The 4,057-nt window shown below is 46.2% G+C and carries 3 protein-coding genes; all 3 read right to left on the bottom strand.

Annotation, left to right across the window (positions count from 1 at the left end):
* Positions 1 to 269 precede the first annotated feature (269 nt).
* Positions 270 to 503, bottom strand: a complete 234-nt coding sequence (locus K4039_RS26450) for a hypothetical protein (RefSeq protein WP_265239475.1) — start codon at positions 501 to 503, stop codon at positions 270 to 272.
* Entirely contained in the window at positions 504 to 2,228 is a 1,725-nt protein-coding gene (locus K4039_RS26445; RefSeq protein WP_265239474.1) for a DHA2 family efflux MFS transporter permease subunit, read from the bottom strand.
* A 111-nt stretch (positions 2,229 to 2,339) separates the two neighbouring features.
* A complete protein-coding gene (locus K4039_RS26440; RefSeq protein WP_265239473.1) occupies positions 2,340 to 2,975 on the bottom strand; it encodes a TetR/AcrR family transcriptional regulator in 636 nt (211 codons plus the stop codon).
* Positions 2,976 to 4,057: the final 1,082 nt, after the last annotated feature.

Raw genomic sequence — 4,057 nt, 5'->3', positions numbered from 1 at the left:
ATCATGGGCGACATAAGAAGAACCAAGTAGGTATAATATTTGACATCAATACCGAAACATGAACCTATTCATATTCACTCATTTATTTATTATACACCGCTGAGGTTATTAAATTTTCATTCCTAAAAGCTTAAGCTGATTGACGATGGCGATCGCCATCGCACTTCCACACAGACTTATTTCGCACTTCAGGCCCTCCCATTGGCGGCAGCATTTCCCATAACCTTTCAACCTCAACCCTCTGGATAGAGACTTAATTGCCGCCTCCCTTAAAATCTCATCCAAGTGACCAATCTGGTGTTCAGCAGGGCGATCGCTTCAATAACTCGCTCTACTTCACTGCTTCCCCGATTGCTCAGTAGCGCCATCACCCTCGCCAACGCCTTCGAGCGCTCTGGTTCAGGAAGCCGTGAAGTAGTGCTGCAATCCTGCTCCTGCAACACTTTACTAGCTTCGTCCGCTACGAAAGTCCGCTTCATCGTTACAGAATTAAAATCAAACAATTAGTGAACAGCAGGTGCTTTGGCTCCAGTGCCTCCCTTGCCGAGAAACAGCAGCAATGGCAACGAGCAGAGAAAGATAATGCCGACAAAGCGAAAAATGTCTGCGTAGGATAGAACGGCTGCCTGCGTATTGACTAATTGGGAGAGCGCGGCGAGGGCTTGTTGTTGGGCAGTTGCGGCATCAGAACCGCGACTCTGAAACACACCAGTGAGTGCATTGAGCCGCTCAGTTGTTTCTGGATCGTAAGGCGTTAACTTTGCCAACAAAATAGCTCGATGAAAAGCCTCTCGCCGAGTCAGTAATGCGGTCAGAATAGCAATGCCAATACTACCACCGAGCTGACGAGTCAAGTTATAGAAGCCCGATCCAGCCGATACATCTTCTTTGGGGATGGAACCCAATGTTGCCAAACTCAGGGGCAGGAACATCAAAACCGTAGTTGCACCGCGCCAGATTAGGGGCCAAAACAAATCATCTGTTCCGGTTTGGGGCGTGATTTTTGCCAGCTCGAACATGACGGCTGCCGTTCCACAGGCTCCCAGCGCAATTAAAATGCGGGCATCCACCTTAGTCGAAATTTTGCCCAATAAAACCATTATGATGGCGGACGCTAAAGCTCCTGGAGCGAGTAGAAATCCGGTTTGCATGGCCGAAAATTTCAGCACGCCTTGAGCAAACAGCGGTACAGCAAACAAGGCTCCGTACAACCCCATGCCCAAAATACCAGAGTAAAGGCTACCGGCTGCCAGGGATTTATGCCGCAGAACGCGCAAGTCAACTGCTGGTGCTTTTGTGCTGAGTTCTCGCCAGATGAACAAAAACAGCCCCATAACCGCCAGAAACGCCAGAAGCGTAATCCAACCCGATTCAAACCAGTTTTCTTTTTCCCCTTCTTCCAAAAATGCTTGCAAACTACCTACCGTAATACACAGCAGTGCAATTCCTGTCCAGTCCACTTTCTTCTGGCTCTGTCCGTGTTGCTTCGAGTCTGGTCGGAGAAACACGATCGCCATGATGACAGCCACAATACCGACCGGCAAATTGATAAAGAAAATCCAGCGCCAGCCTAACGTATCGGTCAGATAGCCGCCTAGCGTGGGGCCAATAGCCGGGCCTGAAATCACCCCAACTCCAAACACCGACTGCGCTAACCCCTGTTCTGCTGGGGGAAAAGTTTCAAACAGAATCGCTTGCGCTTTTGCCAACAGTCCGCCTCCGCAGAAGCCTTGAAGAATTCGAGCTCCCACTAGCACCGGCAGGTTGATGGATAAACCGCATAACATCGAGGCGGCTGTGAACCCGATCATGGAAAAGACAAAGTAGGTTTTCTTGCCGAAAAAGTCCCCCAACCAAGCAGAGAGCGGAATCATCACAACGTTGGCGATCGCGTAACCCGTTACGACCCAAGCAATTTCGGTCACGGTTGCGCCTAATGTCGCCTGCATATCTGTTAAAGCAACGTTCACAATGCTGGTATCAATGACTTCTAGAATGGCTCCTAAAGAAGCCGTCAGGGCGATCGCCCACTTGAGCGGTCCCTGCACGTACCCGGCTGCATCATAGGGAGATTGTTTCAATTTTTTTAATGGTTTTGCTCGCTTTTGTTGAGCGTTTTGTTGAGCGTTTTGTTGGTGTTGAGGCTCAGACTCTTCCAAATCGGTAAAACCCTGAATATCAATAGAATCTGGTTCAGTTGTATGACTATGTATTTGAGGGCGTTTCATTTTTAGTCTCTATTTTTGCGATCGCCTCCGACAGGTGCTTCGCAGCACCGCAACGGTTTAGGGTGCTTTAATCGGGAAATGCCAAATTCATACGAAAATTGTCAAGAATCTTCATTCTGGAGACGAAGTACGACTTACAGAAGACGCTGCTGTGCTAACTCCCCGCACAAATAAATCCACACACCCTTCGATGTATTGTTTACGGCTATAGCCCCGGTTTACTTGAGAAACATGGCGGCGAATCATACCAGAGAGCAGCATTCCCGTCAATTGATCTACTGCCAGTGGCAGGTCAACATTGGGACGAATACTGCCGCGTTCAACACAGATTTGTAGATAGGAAATTAGTTTTTCACGTAGCGGTAAAAATGATGCCTGAAGCACCTCCAATGCTTCTATCGGATGTCGGTGAGCTTCACCAATAAACATCCGAAATAGAGCTTCGTACTCCTCCAGCATTTCGTCGTGGAGCTTTGCATAATGCAGGAGATCGCGGCGTAGGTCATAAGTCCATTCGTCTTGATGCGCCAACGCCTCCGTCCGCAATGCTGTAATGTGGTGGGCAACCGCACTCAAAACTTGCTCTTTGCTCTGAAAGCGGCGAAACAAAGTGACTTCACTCACATCTGCAACACGAGCAATTTCACGAGTTGTCGCTCCAACGTAGCCTGCTGTAGAGAAAACTTCAATCGCGGCTTTCAACAGGCGATCGCGGGTTTCTGCTGCACTTCGATTCGTTCTACTCATTTCAATTAATGTAAGCACTAACTTACATATTCTAGATCGCCAAAGGACAGTAAGTTCAGCCGAAAGACGGATTTTTGAAACATCTTGGGTGGAATTACGCTCAGATGCCGGGAAACTAGAAAAAGTCGTCGCGCCAGGAAACTAAAGCTCGCAGCAAGAAACCCGGTTTCTAGAGTAGGGCTTGCTGAAAAAGCCCACAAATCGAATCTAGGCGCCAAACAGCTTGAAAAATGGGAGATTCGGAGATGGGTTCCCAAATTTACTCCACAATTTTTCACCGAAATCCAAGGATTTTGAGCCAAAAAACGTCATAACCTTGCACTTTTTTGTGTTTAAAAATCTTGAAACCATTGGCAGTAAAAGCTTCTAGTTCTATTCAGCAAGCCCTAGAGTAAAGCCGAGAGGTAGAGTTGAGGGAGTGTTGCCACTCCACCTTTTTTGTTCCAAAACCATGCTTGCGATTGTTCACCGGACAGGTTAATGCGGTGAAAATTCCGTCAAAAGCCTTATCTGTAGCCTAAGAGCGAAACTTGAGCTAAAAAAAGATGGACCAAAATTCACTCATTCGCCCTATTCAGTAATTCTGTGCGTACCGAGCTGTGCGATTACGTTAAGAATTTTAGAGTTGTGATTGCCAGTCTGGATAGACATATCCGCAATCTATTAAAGCACGTTTAAATTTAAGCGTTTTTAGCTAAACAGAGCTTGAAACGTAAGGATTCAAGTCGAAAAAGTTGCAGCTATAACGCTTGTCTGGAAAGATTTTAATGGCAAAGTCAGGGCTTTTCTCTATATCTATGCACTGTCACTCTTATGACGATAAATCACATTTTTTCCTCATCTATTGACCAATACTTCGGACAGTTTTATTCATGATTAAATACCTAAAACCCATACTGGCTATAGTATGTACTATTTTTTTAAAGTTTAAGTTTAGCCTTAAGTTTGAAAAAAAGGGCGTTGCTGAATCAAGGTATGGATGCCCCAGGAATGGGAATATCGTCAAATTTCAAGTAATGTATTAATAACTTAATAGAATGCTTCAGCATTTCCTCACATTTAGAATAACAAAGAGTTTTGCG

The sequence above is a fragment of the Lyngbya sp. CCAP 1446/10 genome (genome assembly GCF_026130175.1).
Lineage (GTDB): Bacteria > Cyanobacteriota > Cyanobacteriia > Cyanobacteriales > Microcoleaceae > Microcoleus.
The sequence above is the reverse complement of the archived record's forward strand: the minus strand, read 5'-3'. Positions and strand labels throughout refer to the sequence as shown.